This is a genomic window from Xylanimonas oleitrophica (assembly GCF_003244315.1).
In the GTDB taxonomy this organism is placed as follows: domain Bacteria; phylum Actinomycetota; class Actinomycetes; order Actinomycetales; family Cellulomonadaceae; genus Xylanimonas_A; species Xylanimonas_A oleitrophica.
On the sequence record NZ_QKWH01000010.1, the window covers coordinates 24,437 to 41,363 of the forward strand.

The following is a 16,927-nucleotide window of genomic DNA, read 5'->3' on the forward strand; positions in this document are numbered from 1 at the left end:
AGCATCTGTGGAAGACATCGAGCTGCGTCTGGTCGAGGCTCTGCAACCCGTGCGAGGGATGTTCCTCGCACAGGTTGTCGAGTTCAGCCTGCGCTCCGGGTTGCTGGAGCGGGTCGACGGGCCCGGCGTGCCGGTCGACGAGCTTGCCAGCGCCCTCGGCTGGTCCGGGGAGCGACTGCGCGGCCTGCTACGGTACCTCGCGGTTGAGGGCGTCGTCACCGACCCCGAGGGTAGCCCGGCGCTCACAGCCCGCGGCCGGGAGCTGCTGATGTTCCGCGCCTGGTACGAGTTGCTGGTCGGAGGGTACGGGTCGAGCCTCTCGGACCTGGACACGCTGATGCGCAGCGACCAGGAGTTCGCCAGCCGTGACAGCGCGATGGTCGGCAAGGGCAGCTGCGGCATCAGCCGGTACGACGCAATTCCGATGGTGCGCCGCCTCCTCGCCGGTGCAGATGCGGAGCGGCCGAGCGTGCTGGTGGACCTCGGCTGCGGGGACGGGACGTTCCTGCTCGACCTGTGCGCGGAGCTCGGTCTCCCCGGCGTCGGGGTGGACCCGCACGAGCCATCCGTCGTGACCGGGCGGGAAGAGGCGGTGCGGCGCGGTCTCGCGGACCGGGTGCGGTTCGAGGCCGCCACCGCGGAGAACTTCGTGAAGTCCTCTGTCGAGGACCGTGATCCGACATTTGTCGCTGCGTTCTCGCTGCAGGAGGTGCTGGAGCAGCAGGGCCGCGGTGCGGTGGTGAGCACCGTTCGGACGATCCTCGCCGTTCCCGGCTCCCAGCTCGTGGTGGTCGAGGTCGACCACCGCCCCACGGACCCGTCGGTCATGCACCACGGGCTGGGCATCGCGTACTACAACCCGTACTACCTGCTGCACCAGGTGACGGAGCAGCGGCTGGAGACGCGCGCGTTCTGGGCGGACGTATTCGCGGAGGCGGGCGCGACCGTCGTCGCCGAGGCGACGCCCGACCCGCGTGTGGACTCCACGGGGCTCGAGCTGGGGTACCTCCTCAGGGGGACGGGCCAGTGACGCGGTACGTGCGGCGGGCCGTGCGGCTGCTGCGGACGCTCTCCGACCTGGGGCCGGGCCCGACGGCGGCAGTGGTGGCACTGCTGGTCGTCGCGGCGTTGATGCCGTCAGGCCTCGCGGTCGCCCTCGGGCTGTTGGTCAACGCGGTCGAGTCGTCCGCGGGCACGCAGGGCAGCGGGCCGGCCGGCGTGTCCGCGGCCGCGATGCTCCCTCTCGTCGGGTTCGCGGCCGTGTACCTGCTGGGCTACTTCGCAGAGTCGCTCGTCGGCCCGCTGGAGTACCTGGCTGTGAGCCGGGTGGACCGCGCCCACCGGGCCCGGGTCGCCCAGATGGTGGCTGAGGCGCCGACCCTCGACCTGGTCGAGGACGCCGACACGCAGCGGATGATCCGGGAGGTGGAGGCGGACCCGCGCATGGGGTTCGACCGGACGCCCGGTCAGGGCGCGCTTGGCCAGGTGCGAGCGCTCGCCGGCCTGGTCGGTGTGCTCTGCGCGGCCGCGGTGCTCGCCGTCCACGCCTGGTGGCTGCCTCTGGTAGTGCTCGCGCCCGCGACGCTCAACCGGTTCCTGCGCAACCAGCAGGCAGTCGTCATCACCCGGCACTGGCAGGCCGCCATGTCTGGCGAGATGCACGCCGACGTCTGGCGCCGCGCGACCGTCGACGCCGGCGCGGGCAAGGAGACGCGGGTCCTCGGGCTCGCGCAGTGGATGACCGACCGGATGCAGCGCCACATCCGGGAGGCGAACACGCCGCTGTGGCGGTACGTGAACCGCCTCGTCCTCGACGAGTGGAGCCAGTTGCTCCTCGTCGTCGTCGGGCTCGCGCCCGCACTCCTGCTCGTCACCCTCGCGGCGGCCGACGGCAGCGGCTCGCTCGCCGTGCAAGCCACTGTCCTCTCGGCGGGGACCGCGGTGTTCCAGCTGCTCGGCTCGAGCGGCGCGGCCCACCGCATCGCCGGAGGAGACGCAGTCCTGACGACGACGGCGAAGCTCGCCGAGCGCCTGCGCCCGACCGACGGCGGGGGTCACGGCCCACGGGTGCCGGGTCGGGGCCTCACCGCCTCGGCCCTGTCGGGCGCGATGCCCGTGGTCACGTTCGAGCGGGTGAGCTTCCGTTACCCGGGTACGGAACGACTGGTCCTGGACAGTCTGGACCTGACCGTCGGCGGCGGGGAGAACCTCGCTCTCGTGGGCCTCAACGGTTCTGGGAAGTCCACGCTGGTCAAACTGCTCTGCGGCCTCTACCGGCCGACGGCGGGCCGGATCTTGGTGGACGGGACCGACCTCGCCGACCTCGACCCGGGAGCGTGGCGGTCCCGCCTCGCCGTGATTTTTCAGGACTTCGTCCACTACCCGCTCTCCCTGGCCGACAACGTGACGCTCGGGCACGGCACCCCCGACGAGGCCCTGGGACGGGCGGTGAGCCAGACGGGGATCGCCCGGGTCGTGGACCGGCTCCCTGACGGCTGGCGAACCCCACTTTCCCGGTCGCGTGACGGCGGGGTGGACCTGTCGGGCGGGCAGTGGCAGCAGGTGGCGCTCACCCGGGCCTGGCTGGCTGTCGAGCGTGGCGCGCGGCTCCTCGTGCTCGACGAGCCGACCGCGCACCTCGACGTCCGCACCGAGGCGGAGACTTACGAGCGCCTCGCAGGCCTGCGCGGAACGACGGGAAGTCTGCTCATTACGCACCGGCTCGCGACCGTCCGCAGCGCCGACCGGATAGTGCTGTTGGAGCACGGCGCGATCGTCGAGTCCGGGGACCACGACGCCCTGATGAGGCTGGACGGCCGCTACGCCGAGATGTTCCGGGCACAGGCGCAGCGCTTCGAGAACGACCTGAGTGGCTCGCGTGGAGGTACCGAGTGATGCGATACATTCGGCTCTGGCTGAGCCTCATGCGTCTGTCTTTCCGGGGCGCCCCGGTTCTGACTGCAGTCACCCTGGCCGTCAGCGTGCTGGACGTCTTCGTCGTGGCCGGGTACGCGATCGCCGCCCGGCACCTCGTCGACACGACCGTAACGGGACCAGCGAGCGTCGCCGGTCTGGTCGCCCTCGGCGTCGCCGTGGCGTTCGCGCTGACGATGGTGACCCGCGACATGCTGTTCAACCTGGTCGGCACGGTGGCGGACCGCGTAGGTCGGCTGGAGCTAAACCCGCGCCTACACGTGGCCATCGCCGGCATCGACGGCCTGGAGCACCTTGAGCGCCAGGAGTACCTGGACCGGGTGACGGTCTTGCGCGGCGCGGCCGGATCCCTGATGCGGGGCTGCTGGGGCGTCGTCGCGACCGTGTGCGGCATCGGCAAGCTCGTCGTGACCGTGTCGCTGCTCGGTTCGGTGAGCCCGTGGATGCTCGCGCTGCTCGCGTTCGCCTTCGCCCCGATCTTGGCCGACGCGCGGGGCCAGGCCGCCGTCGCGCGCGCCGAGGTGCGCAGCGCGGAGGACTACCGCCTCCAGCAGGACCTGTTCGACCTGCAGGTCCGCCCGGCCAGCGGCAAGGAACTGCGCCTGTACGGCAACGGCGACCGGGTGGCCCGGGCGCAGGCCGAGGCGTGGGACCATGCCGTGTCCCAACGCGTGAGGGCGCGGCTCGCCGCAGGTGCCTGGCGGTTCGCCGGCTGGGCGGTCTTCACCCTCGCGTTCACCGGCGCGCTCGCGCTCGTCGTGCGGCAGGTCGAGGCCGGAGCCGGGACCATCGGCCAGCTCGTGCTCACGGTAACGATCGCCGCGACCCTCCAGCAGAGCGCCCAGGCTGTCGTCACGACCGCGACGGACACGGCCGGGGTGCGCCGCTACGTCGAGCCGTATCTCTGGCTGCAGGACTACGTCGCCGAGCAGCGGCAGGAACCGGCCGGGACGACGCCGATGCCGTCCCGCCTCGACGCCGGCGTCGCGGTGGAGGGCGTCACCTACACCTACCCGGGGACGACGACGCCGGCGGTGCGCCACGTCGACGCGACCTTTCCTGCCGGGACAGTCACGGCGATCGTGGGGGAGTACGGGTCGGGCAAGTCCACCCTCGTCAAACTGCTGTGCCGCTTCTACCGGCCCGGCGCGGGGCGCGTCACGGTCGACGGCCAGGACATCGCCGGCATCGCCATGGCCGGGTACCGGCAGGGCATCGCGGCGACGTTCCAGGACTTCGGCCGGTTCGCGGTGGACTACCGCACCGGTGTCGCAGTCGGCGACCTCCCCGCCTTCGACGACGACGACCGGGTCGGCTCGGCAATCGAGGCGGCGGACGCTGCCGGGGTCGTCGCGGCCCTCCCCGACGGCGTCCGCACCCAGCTCGGCAAGGACCTCGGCGGCGTGGAGCTCTCCGAGGGCCAGTGGCAACGGACCGCGCTCGCCCGGTCCTCGATGCGTGACGCGCCCGTCATCCTGGTCCTGGACGAGCCGACCGCCTCCCTCGACGCGCTGAGCGAGCAGGTGGTCTTCGAGCGGTACGCGAGCCGCAGCAGGCGGCTCGCGAGCCAGAACGGGGCGGTCACCGTGATCGTGTCGCACCGGTTTTCCACCGTGTCCACCGCCGACCAGATCCTCGTCATGCACGACGGCGAGATCGTCGAGCGGGGCACGCACACGGAGCTGATCAGGCTCGGTGGCCGCTACGCCGAGATGTTCGAGCTGCAAGCTCGGGGCTACGAGAACAAGGAGAAGAAGAAGTGAACGCCGTCGTCAACGCGCACAACGAGTGGGACCCCCTGGAAGAGGTGATTATCGGCCGGATCGATGACGCCCAGATCCCGGCCCCCGGCCCGGATCTGTTCGCCATCGAATACGCGGACCACGGATCGCCCGAGAACATCCCGTCGGGCCGCCTGCCCGCCGACGTGATCGAGCAGACCGCCGTCGAGCTGGACCTTCTCAGCGACACCCTGCGTGACCTGGGGGTCACGGTGCGCCGCCCGGCAGCCACCCCGCACGCAAGCCGCTTCGGCACCATGAACTGGCAGACTGATGGCTTCTACAACTACTGCCCCCGCGACGTGCTGCTCGCGATCGGCGACTTGCTGGTCGAGACGCCTATGGCGCTGCGCTCTCGGTTCCTCGAACCGTTCGCCTACAAGGACCTCCTCCTGGAGTACTTCGATGCCGGTGCGCGCTGGATATCGGCCCCCAAGCCGCGCCTGCTCGACGAGCTGTTCGATGCTGACGCCGCGGCGGGCAGCCGGCTGCGCGACCTAGAACCAGTGTTCGACGCTGCGAACGTGCTCAAGCTCGGGCGCGACATCCTCTACCTGGTGTCGGACAGCGGCAATGAGATGGGCGCCCGCTGGCTTCAGCGGGCGCTCGGCGACGAGTACACGGTCCACCCCGCACGCGGCGTGTATGCGTCGACGCACGTGGACTCGACGATCGTGCCACTCGGTCCCGGCCGCGTGCTGCTCAACCCTGAGCGCGTGAACGATCGCAACATGCCGGAGTTCTTGCGGTCCTGGGACGTGATCTGGGCGCCGGAGATGGTCGACACCGGCTTCGTCGGCGAACGCCCTTACTGCTCGACGTGGATTGGGATGAACTTGCTGGTCGTCCGGCCAGGTCTCGTCATCGCAGACGACCGGCAGAAGCCGCTCATCGCGACCCTGGAGGCACACGGGATCGACGTCGTGCCCCTGCGACTGACGCACTCGCGGACGTTGGGCGGCTCCTTCCACTGCGTTTCCCTCGACGTGCGCCGCAACGGGACGCTCGAGCGCTACTGATGGATACGACGACGGCGGCCAGGGTCGACGACTCCGATCTGGCCCTTGCCCTTGAGGTCGCGCTGATCGCTGACCGGGTGTCCACCGGGATGCTCGCCGACGGGCTCACCGCCCGACGCAAGAGCGATGGGACGGACGTTACCGACGTCGACCTGCGTGTCGAGCGCGTCCTCGTCGACCTCTTGCGCGAACGCCGGCCCGGCGACGCCATCCTCTCCGAAGAGTGCGGTCTCGTCGGAGAGGATGGCGCCGCCCGCCGATGGGTGATCGACCCGGTCGACGGCACCGCAGACCTCCTCGCAGGGCGCGTCAGCTGGGGCACCCACATCGCTCTCCAGCGGGACGGGCGGGTCGTCGCAGCCGTCGTTACCCGGCCGGTCCTGGGCCTGCGGTACTGGGCGGGACTTGGCAGAGGGGCGTACCAGGACAGAACTACCGCCGACGGCGTAGTGCGCACGTCCCTGCGGATGTCCGGTCGCTCATACCTCGACGGTGCCCGGGTGGCAACGTTCGTCGATCCAGAGTCGGCCGGCGAGGCAGTCCTCCGTGACCGAGGGCTTCTCGCCGACGAGCGGCCGGACGTCATAGGGGACCTTCTGCGGGGCGATCTCGACGCTCTGCTCGACGAGGGCGGACACACATGGGACATCGCCCCTCTCAGCCTGCTCGTCCCTGAAGCGGGCGGAGTCTTCGCCGGGCCGGATGGCGGACCCTCGTGCGACATGGAGTGGGCGCTCTCGGCTGCGGCGGGGATCGCCGCCGAACTGTATGGACTCCTGCGGCCAAGGGCGGAGACCCGAACGTGCTGATGCCCCACCCCACGATCGGCCCGGCGGACCTCCGCGACCTCCTGCGTTGCCGGTACGGACGCGACGTCGGCCAGGTGACGTTCGTCCCCGCGGGCGAGGACAGCTGGGCCTTCCGCAGCGACGACCTGTGGATCAGCGTCCGCCGCGACGTACGTGGCCACATCGCGGCCGCGTACGAGGGGGCCCGCCGCCTTGCGGACGACGGGCTCGACTTTGTGCTCGCCCCGCTTCGGGGCGAGACGGGCGAGGTCGTGTACGAGGTGCGCGGGACGCCCGTCGTGGTCTTCCCGTTCGTCCCGTCCGAGCCGCTCAGCGCCAGGCCGCCCGACCGGCGTGAGGCGGACGAGGTCCGGGTCGCTCTGACGAGGCTCCACGAGGCTGTCGTACTGCCCGGTCTCGACCTTCCGCGCGAGCGCTTCAGCTTCTCGTTCGACCGTGATCTGGACGCCGCGGCCCTCCGCGCGGAGGAAGACCAGCCGCCATCGGGCCCGTTCGACCTCCCGTTCCGGGCGCTGTACCGGAGGCACCGGGCGCTCGTCGCCAGCCTGCGCGCTGAGGCCGCAGACCTCGGCGCTCGCCTCGTCGTCCGGGGCAACCCGCCGGTGCTGACCCACGGTGACCCGAGCGCGCAGAACTGGATCCGCACCCACGACGGCATCCGGCTCGTCGACTGGGGTGGCCTTGCCCTCGGCCCGGCCGCCCGCGACCACTTCCACCTGGCCCGCACCATGGGGGCAGCGGGTGGCGACGACCCCGAGGCTCTCGCGTTCTACGAGATCCGCTGGAGACTCAGCGAGATCGCCGAGTACGGTTCGGTGTTCGCCGCGCCGCACGAGGACGACGACGAGTCCCGTGCGATGTGGCACAGGCTGCTGCGCTATCTGCCCGGCGACGTACCGGCCGGCGGGAAGGCCGGCCGATGAGGACGATAACCCCGACGACGCGGCAGGACATCCGGACCCGCACCTCACAGGCCACGTGCTGGCTCGCGTCCGGACCCGGCGTGCCGCCGGACGAGGCGAGGGACGTCCTCGACCACGAGGAGCTGCTCCGCGCAGCCGCGTTCACCACCACGAGCGCGCGAGAACGCTTCGTCAACGCCCACGTGGTGCTCCGCCGGGTGCTGAGCGAGGTCACGGGACGTGACCCCGCCGCCCTCCGGATGACCAGAGACCGGTGCCCCCGCTGTCTGGGCCCGCACGGTCGTCCGCGGCTCGCGGGTGTCGGCATGCCGGAGTTCTCGCTGTCGTACTCCGGGAGCGTGGTTGCGGTGGCGGTGAGCGTCGACCCCGTCGGCGTCGACGTCGAGCGGCTCCCGGACGGGCCGACCGTGCATGCGGTGGCCTGCCTCCTCGACCCGCGGGAGGCGGGCGAGCTCGCCGCCTTCGCGGACCCGGACGAGCGTCGCCGCCGCTTCGCGCGGCTATGGGTCATGAAGGAGGCCTACCTGAAGGCCACGGGGACCGGGATCACTGACGGCGTCGCCCAGCCGTACTTCGGGACATCGATCGGCACGCGCTGCACCAGTGGCTGGCTTCTCGCGCCCCTCGACGCGCCCGCCGGGTACGCGGCGGCGGTAGCGGTCCGATCTGGTGACGTGGGGGAGGTAGAGGAGTGACGATGCGGCTCGCGGCTGACGGACAGGGCGTCGCCACGATGCGGGCGCGGCTTGCAGGGCTGGGCGTGGGGATTACGGGAGAACCCGAGGTGGTGCGCCGCTGGGCGTTGTCGCTGGTCGTGCGTGTTGCGACCACCGACGGCGTGCTGTGGTACAAGGCTGTCCCCGGAATCTTCGAGCAGGAGGGCGCCACCACGGGCTGGCTCCACGGCCGCGTGCGTGGGCTCGTGCCTGAGGTCGTCGGGTGGGGAGACGGATGGCTCGTCACGCGCGACCTCACCCCCGGCGCGGGGAGGGCGTCCGCACACCCTCTCGGCGCGCTCGCGCGTCTTCAGCGCGAGGTGGCGGACATCAACCCTAACGACGTGCCGGGCCTGGCACGTCGGTCGCCGAGCAGCATGGCTGCGGAGGTGCAGGCTCTGCTGGCGAGGTCGGACGCGTTCGACGCACGGCGTGCCGACCGCCTGGCGGCGGCCCTGCCGGTGCTGGACGCGATCTGCCGGGCCGTGGAGGAGTGTGGTTTGCCCGACACGGTGGTGCACGGCGACTTCCAGCTCGGCAACGCCCTGTGGACCGATAACGGCTGGCGGCTCATCGACTGGACCGACGCGTTTGTCGGGTTCCCGCTCGTGGACCTGGCGCAGCCTGTCGCCGACGGCGAACCGGGCGCCCTGAGCGCCTGCGCAGAGCAGTGGCTCCCGGTCCTGGAGGCCGACCGCCTGAGACGAGCCGTCCGGCTCGCCCCCGCCATCGGCGCGGGATTCCACCTGCTGATGCACCGGCGGATTCTCGACGAGGTCTCCCGCGACCAGCACTTCATCGAGTCATACCACATGTGGCATGCCCGCCTTCTGGGCGCCCTGTCGGAGGAGCACTTCAGATGACGACATACCTCGCAACGGCCATGCCGTCCCCGGAGGCGGGCACACTCGTCGAGGTCGACTTCCCCTTCGGACACGAGACCACCCCACTCGCCTACGGCGTCGACTGCGAGGATCGCTTGGTCGACCGCGTCGCTGAGGTCGTTCCTCCGGGGCTTGTGGTCGTCGTCGCCGACCGGAACGTCGCCGGCGTCGCCAACCGGGTACGGAACCTGCTCGCGGCCCGGGGCCGTCGATCGGCGCTGCTCACGGTGGACGCGACCGAGTCCGCGAAGAGCCTTGCAACTGTCGACGAGCTCGCCCGTCGGGCGCTCGCCGCGGGCATGTCCCGGTCCTCGTCGGTGGTCTCGGTCGGGGGCGGCCTGGTCGAGAATCTCGCGGGGATGCTTGCGGGACTCGCCTTTCGCGGTGTGCCGATCGTGCACCTGCCGACCACGCCCGTAGGCGCATTCGACGCCGTCCTGTCGCGCAAGCAGGCAGTCAGCCTCGACGGCGTGAAGAACGCGCTGGGCCTGTTCCGAACCCCGACGTTCGTCGGCGTGGACCTGCGATGGCTGGAGACGGTGGACCGCACGCTGCTCATGACGGGTCTCGCCGAAATGGCGAAGAACGTCGTCGCCGTCGTGCCGGAGGACGCAGGCAGGTTCGTCGCGGCCGTCGAGGGCCTCGACGCCGACCCATCCGGCTCCCTGATGACCCTGCTCGACATCGGCATCCGGGCAAAGGCGCCGTTCCTCGCGGCCGACCCGGATGAGAAGGGCGTCGCCCTCGTGTTCGAGTACGGCCACACGGTCGGGCACGCCATCGAGACATCGGCCGTGACGCCCCGGCCGCACGGGGAGAGCGTCGGCTGGGGGATGCTCGTGGCCGCCGACGTCGCCCGGGTAATGACCGGCCTCAATGTCGACGCATACGCACTGCACGACGAGCTGCTGCGGCCCCTCGGCGTCGTCCGGAACGCGCCGCCCGACCTCGACGTCGCCGTCGTTGTCGAGCGTGCGCTGCGCGACAACAAGCGCGGCTACCGCCCCCTCGCCGAAGACGAGGTCGGCATGGTGCTCCTCGCCGACGCTGGTCGCGTCGCGGGCGAGACGTCCGTGCCGATCGTCCCGGTGCCCGCCGACCTAGTGCGGCGGTGCCTGGCCCAACTCATGGAGGAACGTTGAACGATCTCGACACCGTGCGGGAGGCCTGGGGCGCATGGCCGATCGTTCCGCCGAACGCGGACCGCTACGTCATCCAGGCGCTGCACAGCAGACGGTGGGCGATTAGTAGCATCGTCACACAGGACGCGCCGGAGCTGTTCGAGCAGCGGTTCGCGCGGGAGTTCGCCGCGTACTTAGAGGTTCCGACGGTCGTGCCGACGGACCACGGGTCGAGCGCGCTGGTAATGGCATTGACGGCGCTCGGGCTCCCGTCGGGGTCGCACGTCGTCGTGCCCGCGCTGACCTGGGTCGCAACTGCGACAGCGGTCTTCCGGGCGGGATACGTCCCGGTGGTGTGCGACGTCGACTCCCGCACCGGCACCATGACTGCGGAGGCCCTGCGTGCCGCGCTGACGCCGCGGACCCGTGCGGTGATCGTCGTGCACTGGGCCTGCACGATGGCTGACATGGACGCCCTCCTCGCCGTCGCCGCGGAGGCCGGCCTGCCGGTAGTCGAGGACGCCGCCCAGGCGCATGGCGCCCTCTGGCGCGACCGTGCCGCGGGGGCGCTCGGCGACCTGGGCTGCTTCAGCCTTCAGCAGGCCAAGGTGCTCAGCGTCGGCGAGGGCGGCGCGGTCGTCTCGCGCCACGCGTCGTGGCGGACGCGGCTGGAGGAGCTGCGCGCGGACTCCCGCAGTTGGCGGCCGGCCGGAGAGGTGCGGGTCGGCGACATGGCCCTCGCCGAGACGGCCGGGATCATGGGCTCTAACTTCGGCATGAACGACCTCGCCGCGGCGCTGGCCTGCGCCCAGCTTGAGCTCTTGGATGCGCAGCACGACATCCGCAACGGCAATTATCTCCGCCTCGTCGAGGAGTGCGAGCGCATACCGGGTGTGTCGGTCCCAGTGCCGCCCGAGCAACAGACCCGGCTGTCCCTGTACGAGATCCCCATCCGATTCGCCGACGCCGCACCGGGCGAGGCTGCGCGGCTTGCTGGGCGGCTGCGCGAGACGACCGGGCTCCGCTCCTACCTGCCTAGGCACCCGCTCGTCGGCAGCAGCCTGCTCAACGTCGGTTCCGTGCCCGCGATCGCGGACAAGGCGGCCGAGTTCGACGAGCTGCACCGTGACCGCAATTACCCTGCGGCGGAGGCGATCGCCGCGTCGAGCGTGGTGCTGCACCACAGCGCGTTCCTCGCGACGGACGAGGAGATGGACACGCTGGTCAGCGCGCTCGCCGCACTCGCGGGAGAGCGGCGGCGATGACGCTCGACCTGCGCATCTTCACCGAGCCCCAGCAGGGGGCGACGTACGACGACCAGCTGCGTGCCGCGAAGGCCGCGGAGGCGCTAGGGTTCGGTGCGTTCTTCAGGTCCGACCACTACCTGGCCATGGGCGGGGAGGGCCTGCCCGGTCCGACCGACGCGTGGACGACCTTGGCGGGCCTGGCCCGTGAGACGTCGACGATCCGGCTCGGCACGCTGGTCTCCGCTGCGACGTTCCGCCACCCGGGGGTGCTGGCGATCCAGGTGGCGCAAGTGGACCAGATGTCCGGCGGCCGGGTTGAGCTCGGCCTGGGTGCCGGTTGGTTCGAGGCCGAGCACCGGGCGTACGGCATCCCGTTCCCCGCCCGCCGGTTCGGGCTGCTCGAGGAACAGCTCGAGATCCTCACGGGCCTGTGGGGTACGCCCGTGGGCGAGACGTTCTCGTTCTCCGGGACTCACTACACCCTCGTGGATTCGCCCGCGTTGCCCAAGCCCGTCCAGCCGCACGTCCCTCTCGTCATGGGCGGCCAGGGCCGACCGCGCTCCGTGGCCCTCGCGGCCAGGTTCGCGGACGAGTTCAACCAGGACTTTCCGGACCCCAGTACGATCGCGACCCGGGTCCGGTCGGTTGACGACGGCGTGCGAGCCACCGGACGGGAGCGGGGGCGGCTGGTCCACTCGGTGGTACTCCCGGCCGTGGTGGGAGCGACTGAGGCGGACGCCGCGAGGCGTGCGGCCCGGACCGGGCAGGACCTCACTGACGTACGACGTCTCGGCATCGGTGGAACCGTCACGGAGGCTGTGGACCGGCTGCACGAGATCGCGGCCGCGGGGGTGTCGCGCGTCTACCTGCAGATGCTCGACATCCACGACCTGGACCACCTGGACCTTGTCGCCCGGGATGTCCGAGATCGGCTCTGACTCGAACTTGGGCCGGCGAGCGACCCGGCTCGCAAGCTCCTGACTTGGCCAAACGCGCCGGATGGCGCAGCGGCGAAGCGGTCGCGTGCTCTCGATAGGCCCCCAGTCAAGCCAGCAGCGGCCACGAAGAGGTCTCCCGGGCCAAACCGCAAAGACCGCTGACCCGAGCAAATACCTAGGTCAGCGGCCCTGACTGGCTGGTCGGGGTGACAGGGTTTGAACCTGCGACCTCTTCGTCCCGAATGAAGACTGACCTGCGAAAATACAGGTAGATCCGCGATTCTCCGGCTGTCGCAGTACGCAGAAGTCCGCCCACGGTCGAGCCGGTAAGCCGGCAGCGGGTCGCGGAGCGGGCGGGCGAACAAGGCTCGGGACCTGCCGGTCCGGACTGTTCTTGCTCCGCTCCGTCGTGGGTGGACTAGGTCTCGACACTGTCGTGGTCCAGGCGGGCACGCCGGTGCCGAAGGGAGTCGTTGTCCGCGGTCCCGCTGTCGGTCGCGCTTCTCGACTCGCGTCAGGGACGTCCCTCCGCCTGGAGGCGTCCATCTGCTCTGTGACGTGCACCGCCAGTCCGAGTGCGGCGGCGCCTTGGTTGACGGTTAGTTGTCGCCCTCCTGGCCGGTCGAGGCATCGATGTGCCGGTGTTAGTGGAGCATCACGAGGCGGGCGACTGGCTGGACTGGCAGGGCCTCGAGGAAGAACGCGATCGTGAAGTTGCCCGGCCACAGGTGCGTGAAGTAAGTCACCACGCCACGCGGCGAGGCAGCGGGACGGCTACGTTATGCCGCGGGCCCCGGCACACCGAGAGTTCTCGACCGGCGGGGCTGTCTCGCATGCGATTTTCGAGCAACGGCGGAACCGTCGGCCGCCACGGGAGTGGCGGCCGACGACCGAGGCCCGAACGTCAGCCGTTCGACGGAGGGGTGCCACCGCGGCCGCCTCCGCGGCCACCTCCGGGGCCGCCTCCGGGGCCGCGCATCCCGCCTGACGCGGCCTGCTGGGTGACGCTGCCGGCGTAGTCGTTGGTGGGGTCGCGGTAGATGGTGTGGACGTGTCCCCAGCCAGAGGTGGTCACGCCGTCGACGTCTGCGCCGGCGGAGCCCTGCTGGGCCTGGAACGCGATGTACACGTTCGGGCCCGAGATGGAGAACGAGATGCCGTCGCCGGTGCTCATGTCGTACGTGGTCTCGCCGGACCATGCGATGACCGTCTCGTCGAGGGTCGCCTCGATCTCGTCGAGAGCGGCCGCGGTGGTCTCCTCGTCGGCCATGCCGGCCCAGTTCGCGACGAGTTGGAGGAGCAACTGCTTCTGCTCGTCGGTGAGGTCGGCGCCCGTGAGCCCGGAGCCGGTGGCGAAGTCGCAGGTGTCGCTCGGCGAGCACATGCTCACGTCTCCTGACGTCAAGGTGGCCTGCTGCTCGGCGGTGAGGCTGTCGAAGAACGCGAACGCATCGGTGTAGATGCCGTCGAACGGCTGCACCTCTTCGCCGTCCTCGGCGGTGTAGATCGCAGGCTGGACGCCGAGGTGGGTCGGCGCGAAGGTGACCTCGCCGACGGAACCGTCGAGGCTCGCGTTGATGCCGAGGTGGTGGCCGCCGAACTGCACCTCCCACGCGCTGGTGTCGGAGGGGTCGCCGAAGAACGCGATGTAGTACTGCCCGAGCGAGTCCTCGGTGCTCGAGCTGTTTTCGAGCAGGTACTCGTCGCCGCCCATGATGCCCGTCACTGTCGCGTAGGCCTCGTCACTGAGCAGCGACTCCAGCACGGCGAGAGCGGCGGTCCTCTGCTCCTCGGTGAGGTCGGCGAGGTTCAGGCCGGCGCGCTCGACGAACGTGACCGGGAAGTTGGACCACGAGGTGGTCTTGGTCTCGTCGTCGTAGGCGTAGAGCACCTGCTCGCGCTGTTCCTCGCTCAGCGTGGCGAGGAGTGCTTCGGCGGCGGCCGTGGTGCCGGTGATGGTGTCGGCGGTGGTCGTCGCCGAACCCGTGCCGGTGGTCGTCGCGGAGGTTGCACCGGTGGTGGTCTCCTCCTGCGACGTGGAGGTGCTGCTGCTCGTCGTGACCGACGTGCTGGTCTGTGATCCGACCGCGCAGCCGGTGAGGGCGATCGACATTAGGGAGATGCCGGCGACGAGGGTCGTGACGGGACCGGCGCGGCGGGTCGTCGAGGAGGGGCGGATGCGGCGGGGGCGGGAGAGTGGGTTCGTCGTGTGCATGTCCACTATGGTGGTCGGCTCCGCCAAGCGGACCCTTGCACGAACCTTGGACGTTCCTATGAAACCCGGGGCGGTTCCTGTGCCGCCGTCGTCGGGCTGGATGAAGCCTCCCGTAGTGGTAGACGGACGGTGAAGACGGTGTGACCGGGTGCGCTGTCGACGGTGATGGTTCCGTTGTGCGCGGCCGTGATCGCGTGCGCGATCGAGAGACCGAGCCCCGTACTGCCCGTCTCGCGGTTTCGTGCGCGGTCGCCGCGCGCGAAGCGGTCGAACAGGCGGTCCGTCACGGCCGGATCGACGCCCGGTCCGGTGTCGGTCACTCGCAGGATCGCGTGGTTGGTGTCGTGGCCGAGCGATGTCGTCACCGTCGTCCCCTGCGGGGTATGGACAGCAGCGTTGCGCAGGAGGTTAGCCAGCACCTGTCGGATGCGGTTCGCGTCCCCGGGCACGGAGATGAGGTCTTCCGACACGTCGAGCCTCCAGTCGTGAGTCGGGTTGGCGGCGTGGGCGTCGCTGACCGCGTCGACGGCGAGCAAGGTGAGCTCCACGTCCTCGACGCTTAGCGGCTGACCGGCGTCCAGCCGTGCGAGGAGCAGCAGATCGTCCACGAGGGCGGCCATCCGTTCGGCCTCGGACTCTATCCGGTCGAACGATCGCCGCTGGGTGAGAGTCATCGGTGCGTCCTCGCGCAGCGACAGCTGCGCATACCCGCGGATGCTGGCCAGCGGCGTGCGAAGCTCATGGCTGGCGTCGGCGATGAACCGCCGAAGCTGATCCTCGCTGTGCTGACGCGAGGTGAGGCTCGCCTGGACGTGGCCGAGCAGGTCGTTGAGCGAGGTCCCGACCCGACCGACCTCGGTGTCGGGGTCGGTGTCTCTCGGGTCCACCCGGTCGGGGATGTCGACGTTGCCGTCGTCGAGCTGCCGGGTGGTGACGCGCTGCGCGACGTCGGCGACACGGTCCAGGGGGCGAAGGTTCCGCCGGACGAGCAGCGACAGCCCGACGACGGCAAGGAGCAGGGTGAGGCCGGCGACACAGGCGAGGATCGCGATGAGCGCGTTGGTCGTCGCGGTGACGTCGTCGAGTGAGCTCCCTGCGATGACCGTCTGGTCGTCCACGGTCTGCGCCGCCACGCGAAACGAGCCGATGCGTGCGCCCAGGTCCACGGTCGCCGGGATGCGGTCGCCCTTGACGCCGGCGGAGAGGATCGCGACCTCACCCTCGGTGAGCGCGATCTCGACGCCGTCGGCGCGCGTGTAGCTTGAGCTGACGGCGACATCGTCCGGGCCGAGCACGGCCTGCAAGGAACCCACTCGCGGCGCCGGCCCCTCGTCCGGCAGGCTCCCGCCGGTCTGGCCTGGCGCTCCCTCGCCGGGCGGCTCGGTGTCGTCCGGGACACCGTCGGCGCCACCGGGGCCGATGGCCAGGTCGACGGACTCGAGCACCTGCTCGTCCAGCCGATCGAGCATGAACGACCGCAGGGCGAGGATCGTGGCGAAGCTCGTGACCAGGAACCCGGCAGCGACGAGTGCGCTCGTGCCCACGAGGAGCTTGCGGCGCAGCGTCCACCTGCGGCCCGTCATGGCACCTTGATGGTGTATCCGACGCCTCGCACCGTGTGGATCAGCGGATCGCCCAGGGTGTCGATCTTCTTACGCAGGTAGGAGATGTAGATCTCGACGACGCTGCCGTTCCCGCCGAAGTCGTAGCTCCACACCTGGTCGAGGATCTGCGTCTTGCTCAGCACCCGGCGCGGGTTCTGCATGAGGTATCGGAGGAGCTCGAACTCCTTCGCGGTCAGCCTGATGGGCGTTCCCCGTCGCTCGACTTCGTACGCCTCCTCGTCCAGGGTGAGGTCCCCGACGCGCAGGCGACGGTCACTGTCCGCGATCGCGGCTATGTGACGGCGCGCCATCCCCCTGAGCCGGGCGATGACCTCCTCCAGGTTGAACGGTTTGGTGACGTAGTCGTCGCCACCGGCGGAGATCCCGGCGATCCGGTCTTCCACGGCGTCCTTGGCGGTAAGGAACAGCACCGGGACGTTGTTGCCTGCGGCGCGCACCCTCGTGAGCACCTCCATGCCGTCCAGGCCGGGCATCATGATGTCCAGCACGAGGAGGTCCGGGCCGAACTCCCTGATGACGTTCAACGCCTCCTGCCCGTTGCCGGCGGTCCGCGCGTCCCACCCCTCGTTGCTCATGGCCATGCGCAGCAGCTCGCTGAGGTTGGCCTCGTCGTCGACGACGAGCGCACGGATCGGCGATCCATCCGGTCGGGTCAGCGGTGTCGGGCGCGAGGATGGTGACGTCATGAGCAGGCTTTCCGATCTCCTTGGATTTG

The 16,927-nt window shown here is 70.4% G+C and carries 14 protein-coding genes; 11 read left to right on the forward strand and 3 right to left on the reverse strand.

Features of this window, described 5'->3' with window-relative positions:
* The first annotated feature begins 7 nt into the window (after window positions 1–7).
* From DNL40_RS11895 to DNL40_RS11945, 11 genes are all read left to right on the forward strand, one after another.
* Entirely contained in the window at window positions 8–1,030 is a 1,023-nt protein-coding gene (locus DNL40_RS11895; RefSeq protein ID WP_218926054.1) for a methyltransferase domain-containing protein, read from the forward strand.
* The gene (locus DNL40_RS11900; protein ID WP_111251486.1) at window positions 1,027–2,895 is read left to right on the forward strand and encodes an ABC transporter ATP-binding protein; all 1,869 of its coding nucleotides are present in this window, start codon (window positions 1,027–1,029) and stop codon (window positions 2,893–2,895) included. Before DNL40_RS11895 ends, DNL40_RS11900 begins: the two co-directional genes overlap by 4 nt.
* Window positions 2,896–2,981: 86 nt before the next feature.
* On the forward strand, window positions 2,982–4,697 hold the full coding sequence (locus DNL40_RS11905; protein ID WP_218926055.1) for an ATP-binding cassette domain-containing protein: 1,716 nt from the start codon (window positions 2,982–2,984) through the stop codon (window positions 4,695–4,697).
* Window positions 4,694–5,734 (forward strand): inosamine-phosphate amidinotransferase 1, encoded by a 1,041-nt coding sequence (locus DNL40_RS11910; RefSeq protein ID WP_111251488.1) that lies wholly within the window; start codon window positions 4,694–4,696, stop codon window positions 5,732–5,734. Before DNL40_RS11905 ends, DNL40_RS11910 begins: the two co-directional genes overlap by 4 nt.
* Entirely contained in the window at window positions 5,734–6,543 is an 810-nt protein-coding gene (locus DNL40_RS11915; RefSeq protein WP_111251489.1) for an inositol monophosphatase family protein, read from the forward strand. The genes DNL40_RS11910 and DNL40_RS11915 overlap by 1 nt, the downstream gene beginning before the upstream one ends.
* The gene (locus DNL40_RS11920; protein WP_179951059.1) at window positions 6,543–7,466 is read left to right on the forward strand and encodes a phosphotransferase; all 924 of its coding nucleotides are present in this window, start codon (window positions 6,543–6,545) and stop codon (window positions 7,464–7,466) included. Before DNL40_RS11915 ends, DNL40_RS11920 begins: the two co-directional genes overlap by 1 nt.
* Before the next feature lie 305 nt (window positions 7,467–7,771).
* Window positions 7,772–8,161: a 4'-phosphopantetheinyl transferase family protein gene (locus DNL40_RS16475; protein ID WP_179951060.1), complete on the forward strand. Its 390-nt coding sequence runs from the start codon at window positions 7,772–7,774 to the stop codon at window positions 8,159–8,161.
* 2 nt (window positions 8,162–8,163) lie between these two features.
* Window positions 8,164–9,045: a phosphotransferase family protein gene (locus DNL40_RS11930; protein WP_245885892.1), complete on the forward strand. Its 882-nt coding sequence runs from the start codon at window positions 8,164–8,166 to the stop codon at window positions 9,043–9,045.
* A 20-nt stretch (window positions 9,046–9,065) separates the two neighbouring features.
* Window positions 9,066–10,208 carry a 3-dehydroquinate synthase family protein gene (locus tag DNL40_RS11935; RefSeq protein WP_179951061.1) on the forward strand — a complete coding sequence of 381 codons (1,143 nt, stop codon included), beginning with the start codon at window positions 9,066–9,068 and terminating at the stop codon, window positions 10,206–10,208.
* On the forward strand, window positions 10,205–11,452 hold the full coding sequence (locus DNL40_RS11940) for an aminotransferase class I/II-fold pyridoxal phosphate-dependent enzyme (RefSeq protein ID WP_179951062.1): 1,248 nt from the start codon (window positions 10,205–10,207) through the stop codon (window positions 11,450–11,452). Before DNL40_RS11935 ends, DNL40_RS11940 begins: the two co-directional genes overlap by 4 nt.
* The gene (locus DNL40_RS11945) at window positions 11,449–12,372 is read left to right on the forward strand and encodes an LLM class F420-dependent oxidoreductase (protein ID WP_111251495.1); all 924 of its coding nucleotides are present in this window, start codon (window positions 11,449–11,451) and stop codon (window positions 12,370–12,372) included. The genes DNL40_RS11940 and DNL40_RS11945 overlap by 4 nt, the downstream gene beginning before the upstream one ends.
* A 904-nt stretch (window positions 12,373–13,276) precedes the next feature.
* On the opposite strand, the gene DNL40_RS11950 is transcribed toward DNL40_RS11945, so the two are convergent.
* The 3 genes from DNL40_RS11950 to DNL40_RS11960 all read right to left on the reverse strand — a co-directional run bounded on the left by DNL40_RS11950 (window position 13,277) and on the right by DNL40_RS11960 (window position 16,898).
* Window positions 13,277–14,587 carry a DUF3500 domain-containing protein gene (locus DNL40_RS11950; protein WP_245885882.1) on the reverse strand — a complete coding sequence of 437 codons (1,311 nt, stop codon included), beginning with the start codon at window positions 14,585–14,587 and terminating at the stop codon, window positions 13,277–13,279.
* A 56-nt stretch (window positions 14,588–14,643) separates the two neighbouring features.
* Entirely contained in the window at window positions 14,644–16,032 is a 1,389-nt protein-coding gene (locus DNL40_RS11955; RefSeq protein ID WP_245885883.1) for a sensor histidine kinase, read from the reverse strand.
* Between the two features lie 134 nt (window positions 16,033–16,166).
* Entirely contained in the window at window positions 16,167–16,898 is a 732-nt protein-coding gene (locus DNL40_RS11960) for a response regulator transcription factor (RefSeq protein ID WP_111251498.1), read from the reverse strand.
* Between the last annotated feature and the right edge of the window lie 29 nt (window positions 16,899–16,927).

Excerpts from the sequence above, each read along its gene's own strand:
- DNL40_RS11915 (WP_111251489.1), top strand. The coding sequence starts at position 5,734 with ATGGATACGACGACGGCGGCCAGGGTCGACGACTCCGATCTGGCCCTT.
- DNL40_RS11920 (WP_179951059.1), top strand. The coding sequence starts at position 6,543 with ATGCCCCACCCCACGATCGGCCCGGCGGACCTCCGCGACCTCCTGCGT.
- DNL40_RS16475 (WP_179951060.1), top strand. The coding sequence starts at position 7,772 with ATGCCGGAGTTCTCGCTGTCGTACTCCGGGAGCGTGGTTGCGGTGGCG.
- DNL40_RS11930 (WP_245885892.1), top strand. The coding sequence starts at position 8,164 with ATGCGGCTCGCGGCTGACGGACAGGGCGTCGCCACGATGCGGGCGCGG.
- DNL40_RS11935 (WP_179951061.1), top strand. The coding sequence starts at position 9,066 with ATGCCGTCCCCGGAGGCGGGCACACTCGTCGAGGTCGACTTCCCCTTC.
- DNL40_RS11945 (WP_111251495.1), top strand. The coding sequence starts at position 11,449 with ATGACGCTCGACCTGCGCATCTTCACCGAGCCCCAGCAGGGGGCGACG.
- DNL40_RS11950 (WP_245885882.1), bottom strand. The coding sequence starts at position 14,587 with ATGCACACGACGAACCCACTCTCCCGCCCCCGCCGCATCCGCCCCTCC.
- DNL40_RS11960 (WP_111251498.1), bottom strand. The coding sequence starts at position 16,898 with ATGACGTCACCATCCTCGCGCCCGACACCGCTGACCCGACCGGATGGA.